Below are 13,814 nucleotides of genomic sequence, written 5' to 3'. Positions count from 1 at the left end.
TGTCACATCTCGAAGCGGTACCCCATTCCCGGCTCCGTAATGAAGTGCTTCGGGTGGGACGGGTCGCGTTCCAGTTTGCGGCGGAGCTGGGCCATGTACACCCGCAGGTAGTTCGTCTCCGTGCCGTACGAGGGGCCCCAGACCTCCTGGAGCAGCTGCTTCTGGCTGACGAGACGCCCCGTGTTGCGGACCAGGACCTCCAGCAGGTGCCACTCCGTCGGCGTCAGCCGGACGTCGCGCCCCTCGCGGTTGACCTTCTTCGCCGCCAGGTCGACGGTGAAGACCTCGGTCTCGACGATGGCGTCGTCCCCCGCGGCCGCCGGCCCCGTCGGCTCGGCGCGCCGCACCGCGGCGCGCAGCCGGGCCAGCAGCTCGTCCATGCCGAACGGCTTGGTGACGTAGTCGTCGGCGCCCGCGTCCAGCGCCTCGACCTTCTCGTCGGAGGTCTGGCGGGCGGAGAGGACCAGGATCGGGACCCGGGTCCAGCCCCGCAGCCCCTTGATCACCTCGACGCCGTCCATGTCGGGCAGGCCGAGGTCGAGGATGACCACGTCGGGGTGGCGGGCGGCGGCGAGCTGGAGCGCGGTCGCGCCGTCGGGCGCGGCGTCGACCTCGTACTTCCGCGCCTTGAGGTTGATCACGAGAGCGCGGACGATCTGCGGCTCGTCATCCACCACGAGCACCCGGTTCATCGGTAACCACCTCTGCTGGTCGTACGGGCCCACCCGCGGGGCCCTGGGTCGGGGACTGCTGGTCTGTCGGTGTGCCGGGGAGGTCTCACGAGGTGGCCTGCGCCGGGAGGTCCGCGCGGACGGGGGCGATCCCCTCGGCGGCCCGCAGGGTGAGCACCATCGTCATGCCGCCGCCGGGCGTGTCCTCGGCGGCGAGCGTGCCGCCCATGGCCTCGGCGAAGCCCCGGGCGACGGCCAGGCCGAGGCCGACGCCGGCCCCGCGCGGCGCGTCCCCGTAGCGCTGGAAGGGCTCGAAGATGCGGTTCTTGGCGCTGTCGGGGACGCCGGGGCCGCGGTCGGCCACCCGGACCTCCACCCGGTCGCCCAGGGCGCTGGCGGAGACGTGGACCGGCGTGCCGCCGGGGCTGTACTTGACGGCGTTCTCGACGACGTTGGCGACGCTGCGCTCCAGCAGGCCGGGGTCGACGGCGACCATCGGCAGCGACTCGGGGATGTCGAGGGTGACGCTGCCCTCGGGGACGCCGCCGAGGGCCATGGGCACGACCTCGTCCAGGTCGATCTCGCGGATCAGCGGGGTGACGGTGCCGGTCTGCAGCCGCGACATGTCGAGGAGGTTGCCGACGAGGTGGTCGAGGCGGTCGGCGCCGTCCTCGATGGCCGCCAGCAGCTCGGCCTCGTCCTCCTCGGACCAGGCGACGTCGTCCGAGCGCAGGGAGGTCACCGCGGCCTTGATCGCGGCGAGCGGGGTGCGCAGGTCGTGGCTGACGGCGGCGAGCAGCGCGACGCGGATGCGGTTGCCCTCGTCCAGGCGGCGGGCCCGCTCGGCCTCGCCGACCAGCCGCTGCCGGTCCAGCACGACCGCGGCCTGCGCGGCGAAGGCGGCGAGCACGCGGCGGTCCTCGGCGGGCAGGACGCGGCCGGCGAGGGCCAGCGCCATGTTGTCGCCGACGGGCATGTCGACGTCGGCGTCCTCGGGCCGCAGCAGGGGCCTGCCCGAGCTGGTCACGACGCCGGCCGCGCAGGTCCAGGGGTCGACGTCGCTGGCGCGCTCCAGGAGGGCCACGGACTCCATGGCGAAGGTCTCCCGGACCCGCTCCAGCAGGGCCTCCAGGCTGGTGTCGCCGCGCAGCACGCTGCCGGCGAGGAAGGAGAGGATCTCCGACTCCGCGCGCAGCCGCGCCGCCTGGTGGGTGCGGCGCGCGGCCGTGTCCACCACGGAGGCCACGGAGACCGCGACGAAGACGAAGATCGCGATGGCGACGATGTTCTTGGGGTCGGTGATCGTCCAGCGGTGAAGCGGCTCGACGAAGTAGTAGTTCAGCAGCAGCGAGCCGAAGGCCGCCGAGGCGAGGGCGGGCAGCAGGCCGCCGAGGAGGGCCGCGGCCACCGTCATGCACAGGAACAGCAGCATGTCGTTGGCGAGGCCGAGGTCCGGGCCGATGTGCGTCAGCAGCAGGCTCAGCCCGGCGGGGCCCAGGAGGCCCACGAGCCAGCCGGCCACGATGCGGCCGCGGCCCAGGCGGGCGCCGCGCGCCACGGGCAGGCCGCGGCCCTTGGCGGCCTCCTCGTGGGTGACGATGTGCACGTCGAGGTCGGGCCCGGAGTCGCGGGCCACGGTCTGGCCCACGCCGGGGCCGAAGATGTACTGCCAGGTCTTGCGCCGGCTGGAGCCGAGCACGATCTGGGTGGCGTTGACTCCGCGGGCGAACTCCAGCAGCGAGGCGGGCACGTCGTCCCCGATCACGTGGTGGAAGGTGCCGCCGAGGTCCTCGACCAGGGTGCGCTGGACGGCCAGCTCCTTCGGCGACGCCGAGGTGAGGCCGTCGCTGCGGGCGATGTAGACGGCGAGGATCTCGCTGCCGGAGCCCTTGGCGGCCATGCGCGCCGCGCGGCGGATCAGGGTGCGGCCCTCGGGGCCGCCGGTGAGGCCCACGACGATGCGCTCGCGGGCCTGCCAGATCGTGGAGACGCTGTGCTCGGTGCGGTACTGGCGCAGGTACTCGTCGACGCGGTCGGCCGTCCACAGCAGCGCGAGCTCGCGCAGCGCGGTCAGGTTGCCGGGCCGGAAGTAGTTGGAGAGGGCCGCGTCGACCTTGTCGGGCTTGTAGATGTTCCCGTGGGCCATGCGGCGGCGGAGCGCCTGCGGCGACATGTCGACCAGCTCTATCTGGTCGGCGCGGCGCACCACCTCGTCGGGCACGGTCTCCTGCTGCCGGACGCCGGTGATCGACTCGACGACGTCGCCGAGCGACTCCAGGTGCTGGATGTTGACCGTGGAAACGACGTCGATGCCCGCCTGGAGCAGCTCCTCGACGTCCTGCCAGCGCTTGGTGTTGCGCGAGCCGGGCACGTTGGTGTGGGCGAGCTCGTCCACGAGGGCGACGGCGGGGCGGCGGGCGAGGACGGCGTCGAGGTCCATCTCGGGGAAGACCGTCCCGCGGTAGGCGATCTCCCGGCGGGGCACCTCCTCCAGGCCGTGCAGCATCACCTCGGTGCGCGGCCGGCCGTGGTGCTCGACGAAGCCGACGACGGCGTCCGTGCCGCGCTCCACGCGGCGGTGGGCCTCGGAGAGCATCGCGTACGTCTTGCCGACGCCCGGTGCCGCGCCGAGGTAGATCCGAAGCTTGCCGCGTCCCATGGCCCCATTGTCTTTCACGCCCCGCGGTGGTGTCCGGCCGCTCCGTGACGGCCGGCAGTGCCGATGTGCCCGCACTGCCGCGTACGGTCGACCTTACGGCCAAAGTTCTGGACATTCGGGGCGTCCGGGGGCCTCGGCCGCGGTATTGACGCAGCTCTGACGCCGCAGGCCGTGTCGCTGGCAGCATGGCCGCATGACTGACGTACGCACGGCCCACACGTCCGAACTCACCGGCGCGGAACTCGCCGCGGTCCGCGCGCTCATGGACGACGCGTTCGAAGGCGACTTCTCCGACGACGACTGGGACCACACCGTGGGCGGCATGCACGCCCTCGTCCGGGACGGCGGAGAGCTCATAGGCCACGGCTCGCTCGTGCAGCGGCGCCTGCTGCACGGCGGGCGGGCGCTGCGCGCGGGCTACGTGGAGGCGGTCGCCGTCCGCGCGGACCGGCGCCGGCGGGGCGTGGCCTCGGCCGTCATGGAGGCGCTGGAGCGGGTCCTGCGGGACGGGGCGTACGAGGTGGGGGCGCTGGGAGCGGCGGACGAGGCGGTGCCGCTGTACGTGGGCCGCGGCTGGCAGCTGTGGCGCGGCCCGTCCTCGGTCCTCTCCCCCTCGGGCCTGCAGCGCACGAAGGAGGAGGACGGCTGCATCTACGTCCTGCCCCTGACGGCGAAACTCGACCTGGACGCCCCCCTGACGTGCGACTGGAGGCCGGGCGACGTCTGGTAACGCCCGGCTCGCAAGCCGGGTGACGCCGCCGCCTTCTCCCGCCGCGACGGCGCTCAACCACCGCGGCGCAGACCGGGGGTGCCAGGACTGGCCCGCGGCCGGCGCAAAAGCCAGGTGGCGCCGTCACCCACCCCGCCGCAACGGCGCTCAACCACTACGGCGCAGACCGGCGGTACCCGGCCGCCTGAGTCGAGCGGCGGCCGCAGGACAGGCCCGTAGGGGCCGAGCACGGAGACTCCGCGCGATCCGTCAGCGGGCGCGGGGGACGGGATCCCGGTGGCGGCCCAGGAGGTCGGCGAGGCCGCGGCGGGTCGCGGCGACGATGACGCGGTCCTGCGGGCGCAGCACGTAATGCACGGGCAGGTTCCGCAGCAGGACCGTCTGGCGCCCGGGCGCGTCCGGCCGTTCCATGGTGAGGGCGAGCGCGCGCCACGCGCCGGGCGCGAAGGCCTCGGCGGCGCGGCGCCCCTCCAGCCCGGCGCTGCCGCCCACCTCGACGGCCGCGATGAGGATGACGGTCCGCTCGACGGGGACGGCCCCGAGGATCTGCCGCCCCACCATCGCGCCCGCGAAGGCCGGCGCGGCGAGGAAGGAGACGCTGCGGCTGCGGGTCCACGCCTGGGGGTGGGCGCCGCGCAGGGTGCGGTAGACCGCTTTCGCGAAGCGGTCGTCGTAGAGCCGCATGACCACCCGTACGTCCGGCTTGACGGCGCGCGCGTACAGCGCGGCCTCCAGGTTGGTGATGTCACTGCTGGTCAGCGCCAGCAGCGTCGTGCTCTGGCCGATCTTGGCGGCGTCCAGGACGCCGTCCTCGGTCACGTCGCCGATGATCGTGGGCACGCGCAGCGCGCGGGCGAGCGCGACGCCGCGGGCCTGCGGGTCGCGCTCCACGCACACGACGGGGATGTTGAACTCGCGCAGCCGGGCCAGCACCCGCGCACCGATCTTGCCGAGCCCGAGCAGCACCACGTGCCCGGACAGGCCGCGCCGCGGACGCCGGAGCGCAGAAGCGGAGCGGAACGTTCCGAGGCCTTCCAGCGCGGCGGCCACCAGCAGGGGAAGCAGCAGCAGCCCGACGAAGCCGGAGAGCAGCTGCAGTATCTGCCGGCCGTGGTTCTCCCTGATCGCCGGCTCGTTGATGGCGAACAGGTCGAGCAGCGAGAGGTACACCGCGTGCGTCGGATTGTCGCTGGTGACGCTCCACGAGACGACGGCGAGCCCGCACACGGCGGCGGTCAGCAGGCCGAGCGCCCAGCGCAGGCGCCGGGAGAAGAACGATCCGAGCGGCAGGCTGAGAATGGCGGGCCGGTCGGGCGCGGTGGGCAGCACGGTATAGGGGACCGTTTCCAGGACGACCCGCGAGCGCCCCTCGCTGCCGCGCAGCCGCTGGTCGAAGCGGGGGTCGCCGGGCAGCAGCAACGGCCCGTCGCTGTCGGGGCCTTCGAGGACGGACGGCCGTACGGACGGGGAGAGCAGGGCGAGGGTGCACAGCTCCCGGGGCCGCTCGCCGGTGTCCGTCGCGGGCCGCTCCTTCGTCCTCAGCATCAGGCCGCCCGCCTCGATGACCTTGCTGTGGCCGGAGACGGCGGCGGTGACGAGGGCGGGGGCGGCGGTGTCGGCGTCCGACAGGACGGTGGTGGTGGCCTCGGCCGCGAGCGAGGCGTCCCGCCCGGTGGCGGTCAGCTGGGCGGCCTGGTCGAGGAGCGCTTCCAGGTGCTGCCCCAGCCGCCGGTTGTAGAGGCGGATCACGAGCCGGACGCGGGGGTTGAGGCTGCGGGCGAGGAGGGCCGCCTGGATGTTGGTCTCGTCGTCCTCGTAGACGAGGGCGAGCGCCGTGGCCCGGACCACCTGCGCCTCGGTGAACGCCGCCTCGTCGGGCTCGGCCGCCTCCACGACCCGTACAAGGCCGTTGCCGGCCGGCGCGGTGCCGTTGCGGTCGGGAAGGCCGGCGCGGCCGACGGCCCCGGTCATGCGCCCGAAGAAGGCCGCGGCACGGCCGACGACGGGCGCGGGGCGCCGCCGGGCCTCGCGCGCCGGCGGCAGGACGACGGTGACGTGCTCCCCGTACACGCCGGAGAGCTCGGCGGCGAGCCGGTGCACGAGCCCGTCGTCGCCGCACACCACCATGTGGGGGACGCCCGGGACGACTTGGGGCTGAGGGTTCAGAGTGGCCACACCGTCAGACTGCCCTCTGCCGGTCGAACATTCACCGGATTCCACCGGGATATGCGGGGACATCCGGGACGGCAGGGGCGGAAGCCGGGCTTCTACGGGCGGAAGCCGCCCGTCCGCCACCGGACCGGCCCCGGCCCGGCCCCCGCCAGGGATTTCGGCCCGGCCCCGCCACGTATGACGGCCCCATCCGGCCCCCGCCATGGACCGCATCACGCCACGCCACGGACCGCAGCCCGGCCCCTGTCGGCAGGGACCGGGCTGCGGCGCCGCTCACGCGGGCGCCGGTGCGCCCGCCGGTCTCACGTTCACACCCCGGAGGTCACCGCGTCCCGCCGCCCGCGAGCTCCCGCAGCGCGACGTTGAGCTTCAGGACGTTGACCCGCGGCTCGCCCATGAAGCCGAGGACGCGGCCGTCCACATGGTCCTCGACCAGCTTCTCGACCTTGTCCGCCGGCAGGCCGTTGGCCTCGGCGACGCGCTTGGCCTGCAGGCGCGCGTAGGCCGGCGAGATGTCCGGGTCGAGACCCGAGGCGGAGGCCGTCAGCGCGTCCACCGGCACGGCCGACGGGTCGGCGTGGTTGAACGCGGCGACGTCCGCCCGCCGCTGCTTGACGGCGTCCAGCAGCGTCCTGCTGTCGGCGGCGAGGTTCGAGGCACCGGAGACGATCAGCTGGTGCTGGGTGTTCTCGGTGTTCGGGCCGGCGGCCGACGGGCGCGGCTGGAAGTACTTCGGGTCCGGCAGCGGGTTGCCGTCCTTGTCCTTCTTGTCGAGGGTGTAGCTCTGGCCGAGCCGCTCGGAGCCCACGGACCTGCCGCCGGCCTTGATCTCGGAGCCGTTGGCCTTGTCGTGGAAGGCCGCCTGGGCGATGCCGGTGACGACCAGCGGGTAGATCACCCCGCAGACCACCGTGAGGACGAGCAGGGCGCGGAGCCCCGCGCCGACCAGGCGGGCCGTGCTGCGTACGGAGTTGTTCATGGTGACGTCACCCGATGCCAGGGATGAGGGAGATGAGCATGTCGATGATCTTGATGCCGATGAACGGGGCGATCAGGCCGCCCAGTCCGTAGATGCCGAGGTTCCGCCGCAGCATGCTGTCCGCGCTCATCGGCCGGTAGCGCACGCCCTTGAGGGCGAGCGGCACCAGGGCGACGATGATCAGCGCGTTGAAGACGACCGCCGAGAGGATGGCCGACTCGGGCGAGGTCAGGCTCATGATGTTGAGCTTGTCCAGGCCGGGGTAGGCCACCGCGAACATCGCCGGGATGATGGCGAAGTACTTGGCGACGTCGTTCGCGATCGAGAAGGTCGTCAGGGCGCCGCGCGTGATGAGCAGCTGCTTGCCGATCTCGACGATCTCGATGAGCTTGGTGGGGTTGGAGTCCAGGTCCACCATGTTCCCGGCCTCCTTGGCGGCCGAGGTGCCGGTGTTCATGGCCACGCCCACGTCCGCCTGCGCCAGCGCGGGAGCGTCGTTCGTGCCGTCACCCGTCATCGCCACCAGCTTGCCGCCGGCCTGCTCGCGCTTGATGAGCGCCATCTTGTCCTCGGGCGTGGCCTCGGCGAGGAAGTCGTCGACGCCGGCCTCCTCCGCGATGGCCTTGGCTGTCAGCGGGTTGTCGCCCGTGATCATGACGGTCTTGATGCCCATGGCGCGCAGCTCGTCGAACCGCTCGCGCATGCCCTCCTTGACGACGTCCTTGAGGTGGATGACGCCCAGGACGCGCGCGCCCTTGTCGTCCTCCACGGCAACGAGCAGCGGGGTGCCGCCGGCCTGCGAGATGTCGTCGGTGAGCTTGCGGGCGTCCTCGGCGACCGTGCCGCCCTGCTCCTCGACCCAGGCGATGACCGAACCGGTCGCGCCCTTGCGGACCTTGCGGCCGTCAACGTCCACGCCGGACATACGGGTCTGTGCCGTGAACGGGATCCACTCGGCGCCCACGAGCTCGCCCTCGTGGCGCTCGCGCAGGCCGTACTTCTCCTTCGCGAGGACGACGATCGAGCGGCCCTCGGGCGTCTCGTCGGCGAGCGAGGAGAGCTGGGCGGCGTCGGCAACCTCGGCCGCCATGGTGCCCTTGACGGGCACGAACTCGGCGGCCTGCCGGTTGCCGTAGGTGATGGTGCCGGTCTTGTCGAGCAGCAGCGTCGAGACGTCGCCCGCGGCCTCCACCGCGCGCCCGGACATCGCCAGGACGTTGCGCTGCACCAGCCGGTCCATGCCCGCGATGCCGATCGCCGACAGCAGGGCGCCGATGGTGGTCGGGATGAGGCAGACGAGCAGCGCCGCGAGGATGATCATCGACTGCTCGGCGCCCGCGTAGATCGCGAACGGCTGGAGCGTGATGACGGCCAGCAGGAAGACGATCGTCAGCGAGGCGAGCAGGATGTTCAGCGCGATCTCGTTGGGCGTCTTCTGCCGGGCCGCGCCCTCGACCAGGTTGATCATCCGGTCGATGAAGGTCTCGCCGGGCTTCGTCGTGATCTTGATGACGATGCGGTCGGAGAGGACCTTGGTGCCGCCGGTGACCGCCGAGCGGTCGCCGCCGGACTCGCGGATGACCGGAGCCGACTCGCCGGTGATGGCCGACTCGTCGACCGAGGCGACGCCCTCGACGACGTCGCCGTCGCCCGGGATGATGTCGCCGGCCTCGCAGACGACCAGGTCGCCCACGCGCAGCTCGGTGCCGGGCACCGACTCCTCGGTGCCGCCGTTCAGCCGCCGGGCCACCGTGTCGGTCTTGGCCTTGCGCAGGGTGTCGGCCTGGGCCTTGCCGCGGCCCTCGGCGACCGCCTCCGCCAGGTTGGCGAAGAGCACGGTCAGCCACAGCCAGACGGTGATCGCCCAGCCGAACCAGGAGCCCGGGTCCTTCAGCGCCAGCACGGTGGTCACCACCGAGCCGATCAGGACCACGAACATGACCGGGGCCTTGACCATCACCCGGGGGTCGAGCTTGCGGAAGGCGTCCGGCAGCGACTTCAGCAGCTGCGCGGGGTCGAAGAGGCCCCCGGAGACCCGGCCGGGATCCGGGGAGCCCTGCGGGTGGGTGTCCTCCTCGGACGCCGTACGGACAGGAGTGGTCGTGCTCATGAGAGTCCCTCCGCCATCGGGCCAAGGGCCAGGGCCGGGAAGTAGGTCAAGCCGGTGATGATCAGGATCGCGCCGACGAGCAGGCCCGCGAAGAGCGGCTTCTCCGTGCGCAGGGTGCCCGCGGTCTCGGGGACGGGCGTCTGCTCGGCGAGCGAGCCGGCCAGCGCCAGGACGAAGACCATCGGCAGGAAGCGGCCGAGCAGCATGGCCAGGCCGATCGTGGTGTTGTACCAGGGCGTGTTGGCGTTCAGGCCGGCGAAGGCGGAGCCGTTGTTGTTGGCGCCGGAGGTGAACGCGTAGAGGACCTCGGAGAAGCCGTGGGCGCCGCTGCCGTCCACCGAGTTGCCCTTGACGTTCAGGATCGACTCGGGCGGCGCGGACAGCGCCATGGACAGGGCGGTGAAGCCCAGCACCAGGGTCGGGGTGATGAGGATGTAGCACGCGGCGAGCTTGATCTCGCGGGTGCCGATCTTCTTGCCGAGGTACTCGGGCGTCCGGCCCACCATCAGGCCCGCGATGAACACCGCGATGATCGCCATGACGAGCATGCCGTAGAGGCCGGAGCCGACGCCGCCGGGCGCGATCTCGCCGAGCATCATGCTCAGCAGCGCGATGCCGCCGCCCAGGCCGGTGAAGGAGGAGTGGAAGGAGTCCACCGCGCCGGTCGAGGTGAGCGTCGTGGTGGTCGCGAAGATGGCCGAGGCGCCGACGCCGAAGCGCTGCTCCTTGCCCTCCATCGCGCCGCCCGCGGCCTGCAGCGCGGCGCCGTGGTGCGCGTACTCGGTCCACATCATCAGCACGGTGAAGCCGAGCCAGATGACGCCCATCGCGGCGAGGATCGCGTAGCCCTGCCTGACGTTGCCGACGAGCTTGCCGAAGGTCCGGGTCAGCGCGAAGGGGATGACGAGGATCAGGAAGATCTCGAAGAGGTTGGAGAAGGCGTTGGGGTTCTCGAACGGGTGGGCGGAGTTGGCGTTGAAGTAGCCGCCGCCGTTGGTGCCGAGCTCCTTGATGACCTCCTGCGAGGCCACGGCGCCGCCGTTGACCTGCTGGGTGCCGCCGGTCAGCCGGCCGATCTCGTGAATGCCCGAGAAGTTCTGGATGGCGCCGCAGGCGACCAGGACGATCGCACCGATCACGGAGAGCGGGATCAGGATGCGGACGGTGCCGCGGACCAGGTCGGCCCAGAAGTTGCCGAGCTCGCCGGTGCGCGAGCGCGCGAAGCCGCGGACCAGGGCGACGGCCACGGCTATGCCGACGGCCGCGGAGACGAAGTTCTGCACGGCGAGGCCGAGCGTCTGGACGGCGTGGCCCATGGCCTGCTCGCCCGAGTACGACTGCCAGTTGGTGTTGGCGACGAACGAGGCGGCGGTGTTGAACGCCTGGTCCGGGCTGATGGCGGTGAAGCCCAGCGACAGCGAGCCGGGGAGGATCCCCTGGATCCGCTGCAGGAGGTACAGGAAGAGGACGCCGGCGACGGAGAAGGCGAGGACGCCGCGCAGGTACGCGGGCCAGCGCATGCCGGCGTCCGGGTCGGCGCCGATGGTGCGGTAGATCAGCTTCTCGGCGCGCAGGTGCTTCTCGGAGCTGTAGACGCGGGCCATGTAGTCGCCCAGCGGGCGGTAGGACAGCGCCAGCGCCGCGACGAGCGCGAGGAGCTGGAGGGCTCCGGAGAGAACGGGGCTCATATCTGTGCTCAGAACCTCTCCGGGAAGACGAGGGCGAGGATCAGGTAGCCCAGGAGGGCGACGGCCACGACGAGGCCGACGATGTTCTCGGCGGTCACAGCTTCGTCACCCCCTTGGCGACGAGAGCCACCAGCGCGAAGACCGCGATCGTGGTGACGACGAAGGCCACGTCGGCCATCGTGTGCTCCTAGAGAGGGTTCGGATATGAACGGACCATCACAGGAAACCGTTCACCGCCCGCTCCGGGCGCTCCGTTGACGCGCTCTATACGGCCATTAGCGGCCCCTTGACGCAATCCATACGGATACGCCTTTGACCTGCAAAAACGCCGCTGGGCCGCAACCCCGGTCAGGGGTTGCGGCCCAGCGGAAGGCCGTAATCCAGCCGCCGGCGAGGGTGGTTCGCCGGTGGCTGCGGGCGTCCGTCAGCGCACTTCGGTGATCTCCGGACCGCGCTCCAGGCGGTCCACGCCGCCCGCGAAGCGCGAGCGGTCGTCGTCCGGCTGCTGCAGGCCCTCGGCGACCATCTGTGCGTCCTCCGGCAGCTTCAGGACGATCGGGTCGCGGGGAGCCATCGGGGACTCGCCGCGGACGACGACGGTATCCCGGAAGATCTGCTCCAGCAGGCCGGCGGTCTGCGGCTGCACCGCGCCCTGGCCGGAGATCACGCCGCGCAGGAACCAGCGCGGCCCGTCGCACCCGATGAAGCGCACCATCTGCACGCCCTGCGTGCCGTCCGGCAGCGCGACCGGGACCTGCGCCCGCAGCTCCCAGCCCAGCGGCCCCTGGACCTCGTCCACGACACCGCCCTGCTGGGTGATGCCGGAGGCGATCTCCTCGCGGACCTCGACCCAGATGCCCTCGCGCTTGGGGGCGGCGAAGGCCTGCAGCTGCACGGCGCTGTCGCGGAGCACGACGGTGGCGGCGACGATCGCGTCACCGGCGACCTCCACGCGCAGCTCCATGCCCTCGACCCCGGGCACGAACAGACCGCCCAGGTCGACCCGGCCCTCGGCGGGGTCACGGACCTCGGAGAGGTCCCACGGCCCGTCGGGGCGGGGCTCCGGCTCCAGCCGGACACGGCTCTCGGCCGCGGAGTCCTGCGCGGACGGCAGAGAATCCTCAGCCAACTCCTCGGAGGTCACGTCGTCGGGACGGGAGTCCTCGACTACGTCCTCACTGCGCTTGCGGCGACGACCGAACACGTCACTGTCCTTCCCGGTCGCTGGCGACCGAAGCGAATCCATACCCCACGGCAGCGTGGCCACCGGTGGACCCGAAGCCCCCTTCGGCCCGTGCCGAGCCCGGAAGCTCCGCGACCTCGTGGAAGCGGATCTTCTCTACTTGCTGGACGACCAACTGGGCAATGCGGTCGAACCTCTCGAACCGAACGGTCTCCCGCGGGTCCAGATTGACCACAATCACCTTGATCTCTCCACGGTACCCGGCATCGATCGTCCCCGGGGCATTCACCATGGAGACTCCGCACCGGGCGGCGAGACCCGAACGCGGGTGCACGAAGGCGGCGTAGCCGTCCGGCAGCGCGACGGAGATCCCCGTCGGGAGCACCATCCGCTCCCCCGGGGCCAGCTCGGCGGCCTCGGTGGTCACGAGGTCGCAGCCGGCGTCGCCGGGGTGGCCGTAGGAGGGGAGGGGCACCTCGGGGTCCACTCGGCGGACGAGGACGTCCAAGGGTTGACGCGTCACGGGTTCACCTCGAAAGCTCGCGCGACCTTCACCTGGTCGGGATTGGCCAGCGTGGCCTGGATCTCTGCGGGACGGCCGTGCTCGATGAAGTGGTCGACCTTGACCTCGACGAACACCGCCTCGGCGCGGAGTGCGAGCGGGCCCTCGGGCCCGCCGATCCGGCCGGTGGCCGCGGCGTAGATCTTACGGCCGTGCACGGCCTTCACCTCGGCGCGCAGGTGCAGCACGGTGTCCACCGGCACGGGCAGCAGGTAGTCGGTCTCCAGCCGGCCGGTCACCGCGATCACCCGCAGCATCCAGCCGAGCGCGCTCAGCGTCTCGTCCAGCGCCGTCGCCAGCACCCCGCCGTGGGCCAGGCCGGGGGCGCCCTGGTGGGCGTCCTTGACCCGGAACTCCGCGGTGACGCATACCCCGTCGCCGGCCCGCACCTCCACGTGCAGCCCGTGCGGGACACCGGGGCCGCAGCCGAAGCAGTACTCGTAGTGCGACCCGATGGTCTCGCCGGGCGCGGGCGCGTCGGGGTGCCGCACCGGGGGCACGGCCCCCTCCGGCGGCGTCAGCGCTGTCGTTCGTCCACTCACAGGGGCTGACCTTACCCGCGAGGGCCGGGCCCGGTCCCGCTCGTGTCAAGCTTGGGCCCATGCAGGCTTACGAAGAACGTCTCACCGCACCCCGTTCCTGGTGGTTCATCGCGGTTCTGACCGGGGTGGCCCTGGCGCTGATCCTGCTGCCCCTGGGCACGGTGCCGATGCTCGGCGGTCTGGTGGGCGGCGCGGCCCTCGCGGCCGTCGCCGTCAGCTCCTACGGCTCGGTGCGCATCCGCGTGGTGGGCGGCGCGCTGATCGCGGGCGACGCGCGGATCCCGGTCGAGGCGCTGGGGACGCCGGAGGTGCTGGACGCCGAGGAGGCGCGCGCCTGGCGCACGTACAAGGCGGACACCCGGGCCTTCATGCTGCTGCGGGGCTACGTGCCCACGGCCGTCCGGGTCGAGATCACGGACCCGGCGGACCCCACGCCGTACGCCTACCTCTCCACACGCTCTCCCGAGCGGCTGGCCGCCGCGCTGACGGCGGCCGTACGGGCTTCCTGAACGGGCTCC

General features: G+C 72.3%; 12 protein-coding genes. 2 read left to right on the top strand and 10 right to left on the bottom strand.

Annotated elements, in window-relative coordinates:
* Positions 1 to 2 precede the first annotated feature (2 nt).
* Positions 3 to 692: a response regulator gene (locus ACFZCD_RS21880; RefSeq protein WP_391833306.1), complete on the bottom strand. Its 690-nt coding sequence runs from the start codon at positions 690 to 692 to the stop codon at positions 3 to 5.
* A gap of 85 nt (positions 693 to 777) precedes the next feature.
* On the bottom strand, positions 778 to 3,330 hold the full coding sequence (locus ACFZCD_RS21875) for an ATP-binding protein (RefSeq protein ID WP_391833304.1): 2,553 nt from the start codon (positions 3,328 to 3,330) through the stop codon (positions 778 to 780).
* Between the two features lie 193 nt (positions 3,331 to 3,523).
* On the opposite strand from ACFZCD_RS21875, the gene ACFZCD_RS21870 reads away from it, so the two are divergent.
* Positions 3,524 to 4,060, top strand: a complete 537-nt coding sequence (locus tag ACFZCD_RS21870) for a GNAT family N-acetyltransferase (protein ID WP_391833303.1) — start codon at positions 3,524 to 3,526, stop codon at positions 4,058 to 4,060.
* 249 nt (positions 4,061 to 4,309) lie between these two features.
* Here ACFZCD_RS21870 and ACFZCD_RS21865 read toward each other — a convergent pair whose 3' ends face one another.
* The 8 genes from ACFZCD_RS21865 to ACFZCD_RS21830 form a co-directional block, all read right to left on the bottom strand.
* Positions 4,310 to 6,187: an NAD-binding protein gene (locus ACFZCD_RS21865; RefSeq protein ID WP_391833980.1), complete on the bottom strand. Its 1,878-nt coding sequence runs from the start codon at positions 6,185 to 6,187 to the stop codon at positions 4,310 to 4,312.
* Positions 6,188 to 6,554: 367 nt separating this feature from the next.
* Positions 6,555 to 7,211 carry a potassium-transporting ATPase subunit KdpC gene (gene kdpC / locus ACFZCD_RS21860; RefSeq protein WP_391833301.1) on the bottom strand — a complete coding sequence of 219 codons (657 nt, stop codon included), beginning with the start codon at positions 7,209 to 7,211 and terminating at the stop codon, positions 6,555 to 6,557.
* Between the two features lie 7 nt (positions 7,212 to 7,218).
* A complete protein-coding gene (kdpB, locus tag ACFZCD_RS21855; RefSeq protein WP_391833299.1) occupies positions 7,219 to 9,321 on the bottom strand; it encodes a potassium-transporting ATPase subunit KdpB in 2,103 nt (700 codons plus the stop codon).
* Complete coding sequence (gene kdpA / locus ACFZCD_RS21850; RefSeq protein WP_391833297.1) at positions 9,318 to 11,009, bottom strand: potassium-transporting ATPase subunit KdpA; 1,692 nt, start codon at positions 11,007 to 11,009, stop codon at positions 9,318 to 9,320. Before kdpA ends, kdpB begins: the two co-directional genes overlap by 4 nt.
* 8 nt (positions 11,010 to 11,017) lie before the next feature.
* Positions 11,018 to 11,107 (bottom strand): K(+)-transporting ATPase subunit F, encoded by a 90-nt coding sequence (kdpF, locus tag ACFZCD_RS21845; RefSeq protein ID WP_043188605.1) that lies wholly within the window; start codon positions 11,105 to 11,107, stop codon positions 11,018 to 11,020.
* A gap of 326 nt (positions 11,108 to 11,433) precedes the next feature.
* Positions 11,434 to 12,213, bottom strand: a complete 780-nt coding sequence (locus tag ACFZCD_RS21840; RefSeq protein WP_391833295.1) for a DUF3710 domain-containing protein — start codon at positions 12,211 to 12,213, stop codon at positions 11,434 to 11,436.
* Between the two features lies 1 nt (position 12,214).
* Positions 12,215 to 12,715, bottom strand: a complete 501-nt coding sequence (gene dut / locus ACFZCD_RS21835) for a dUTP diphosphatase (protein WP_391833293.1) — start codon at positions 12,713 to 12,715, stop codon at positions 12,215 to 12,217.
* Entirely contained in the window at positions 12,712 to 13,296 is a 585-nt protein-coding gene (locus tag ACFZCD_RS21830; protein ID WP_391833291.1) for a PaaI family thioesterase, read from the bottom strand. Before ACFZCD_RS21830 ends, dut begins: the two co-directional genes overlap by 4 nt.
* 59 nt (positions 13,297 to 13,355) lie before the next feature.
* Here ACFZCD_RS21830 and ACFZCD_RS21825 point away from each other — a divergent pair, with 59 nt between their 5' ends.
* A complete protein-coding gene (locus ACFZCD_RS21825; protein ID WP_391833289.1) occupies positions 13,356 to 13,805 on the top strand; it encodes a DUF3093 domain-containing protein in 450 nt (149 codons plus the stop codon).
* The last annotated feature ends 9 nt before the right edge of the window (positions 13,806 to 13,814 follow it).

This window comes from Streptomyces sp. NPDC008001, assembly GCF_042958085.1.
Lineage (GTDB): Bacteria > Actinomycetota > Actinomycetes > Streptomycetales > Streptomycetaceae > Streptomyces.
This window is presented reverse-complemented; position numbering and strand designations above follow the sequence as displayed.

Excerpts from the sequence above, each read along its gene's own strand:
- ACFZCD_RS21880 (WP_391833306.1), bottom strand. The coding sequence starts at position 692 with ATGAACCGGGTGCTCGTGGTGGATGACGAGCCGCAGATCGTCCGCGCT.
- ACFZCD_RS21875 (WP_391833304.1), bottom strand. The coding sequence starts at position 3,330 with ATGGGACGCGGCAAGCTTCGGATCTACCTCGGCGCGGCACCGGGCGTC.
- ACFZCD_RS21870 (WP_391833303.1), top strand. The coding sequence starts at position 3,524 with ATGACTGACGTACGCACGGCCCACACGTCCGAACTCACCGGCGCGGAA.
- ACFZCD_RS21865 (WP_391833980.1), bottom strand. The coding sequence starts at position 6,187 with ATGGTGGTGTGCGGCGACGACGGGCTCGTGCACCGGCTCGCCGCCGAG.
- kdpC (WP_391833301.1), bottom strand. The coding sequence starts at position 7,211 with ATGAACAACTCCGTACGCAGCACGGCCCGCCTGGTCGGCGCGGGGCTC.
- kdpB (WP_391833299.1), bottom strand. The coding sequence starts at position 9,321 with ATGAGCACGACCACTCCTGTCCGTACGGCGTCCGAGGAGGACACCCAC.
- kdpA (WP_391833297.1), bottom strand. The coding sequence starts at position 11,009 with ATGAGCCCCGTTCTCTCCGGAGCCCTCCAGCTCCTCGCGCTCGTCGCG.
- ACFZCD_RS21825 (WP_391833289.1), top strand. The coding sequence starts at position 13,356 with ATGCAGGCTTACGAAGAACGTCTCACCGCACCCCGTTCCTGGTGGTTC.